Source organism: Halomonas sp. ND22Bw (assembly GCF_003011945.1).
In the GTDB taxonomy this organism is placed as follows: domain Bacteria; phylum Pseudomonadota; class Gammaproteobacteria; order Pseudomonadales; family Halomonadaceae; genus Halomonas; species Halomonas halophila.
Window position 1 is genome coordinate 1 of sequence record NZ_PXWD01000032.1, and the last position, 1,207, is coordinate 1,207.

Annotated in this window: 2 protein-coding genes; both read right to left on the bottom strand. The window is 60.2% G+C overall.

What is annotated here, in order from left to right; genetic code table 11:
* Nucleotides 1-23 precede the first annotated feature (23 nt).
* Nucleotides 24-821, bottom strand: coding sequence for an IS3 family transposase (locus CVH10_RS16815; protein ID WP_106489321.1), 798 nt, complete (start codon nt 819-821; stop codon nt 24-26).
* Between the two features lie 17 nt (nt 822-838).
* A complete protein-coding gene (locus CVH10_RS16820; protein ID WP_106489322.1) occupies nt 839-1,150 on the bottom strand; it encodes a DUF1153 domain-containing protein in 312 nt (103 codons plus the stop codon).
* Between the last annotated feature and the right edge of the window lie 57 nt (nt 1,151-1,207).

The window sequence follows — 1,207 nt, forward strand, 5'->3', positions numbered from 1 at the left end:
TGACCCCCTGGTTTCTGCACACCCTACGCAGCTAATGCGGGGTGTGCTCGGGGTGCCACATAGTCCAGAGACTGGTGTGGCCGCTCTTCGTTGTAGTACCGGATCCAGCGATCAATCACGACCTTGGCTTGGCCCAGCGACTCGAAGCGATGCTGCCAGATACACTCCTCCTTCAAGGACCGGAAGAAGCGCTCAACGAGCCCGTTCTGCTCCGGAGTATACGGCGTCGTGAACTCCTGCTTGAGGCCATAGGCCTTTACCGTACCGGTGTAGCGGCGACTGCTGAAAACGAGCCCGTTATCTGACCGAAGTGCCAACGGTTGCTGAATACGTCCCAGCGCTCCCAGCCGATAGATCAGTGCTTCCTCCAGCGCAGCCTCCGCGGTCTTGCTGCTGCCATTGTCCGATAATCGCCAGCCGAGGATCTCTCGTGTGCAGCAGTCGATAATCACCGCCAGGCTGGCTCGCCGATCCTTGCCACACCACACGTGGGTGAGATCAGTCGCCCATCGTTCATCAGGCCGCGAGGCGACGGATGGCAGACTCTTGGCACGAGGGCGGAAGCCCTGAGGCCGTTTTCGCACCTGCCAGCCTTTGAGCTGCAGGATGCGCTGGATCGGCTTGCGGTTCTCACCCAGGACGCACGCCAGTCGCCGATAGCCGTAGGTGGGGAACCGTTCTAGGGCCAGCTTCACCCTGCTGGCCAGTTCAGTATTCATCGCACGCTGCCGCGGCTTGGGACGGTAATACAACGTCCGTCGGGGAAGCCCCAGCCACCGACAAAGCTTGACGAGCGATACCACATGGCCCTCCTGGGCCATTTCCGCCTGCAGCGACCTTACGAGTTCTCGTCCTCGTCGAGCAGGCGGCGAAACTTTTTTAGCGCGTAAATCTGTAGGTGAGCTTCGCCCAATGCTTCTTTGGTTTCCCGCAGCTCGGATTCGTACTGTTCACGGATGTCCTTGGGACGAGCCTTGAACCCGTTCTCCATGCTGCGCTGGGCCTCATCGATCCAGCCCTCGACCTCAGAGACGGTGAGATCGTGCTGGCGAGCCACCTCAGCGGCCGTAGTCTTGCCCTTGAAGATGTCCATGACCACGGCGGCCTTGCGCTTCGCGGTCCATCGTTTGATGGGGTTGTCGTCGCTCATCCTGTCCTCCTGATGACTGCACTATACCCTGTGCAGCTATGGAGGGGGTCACTTCAG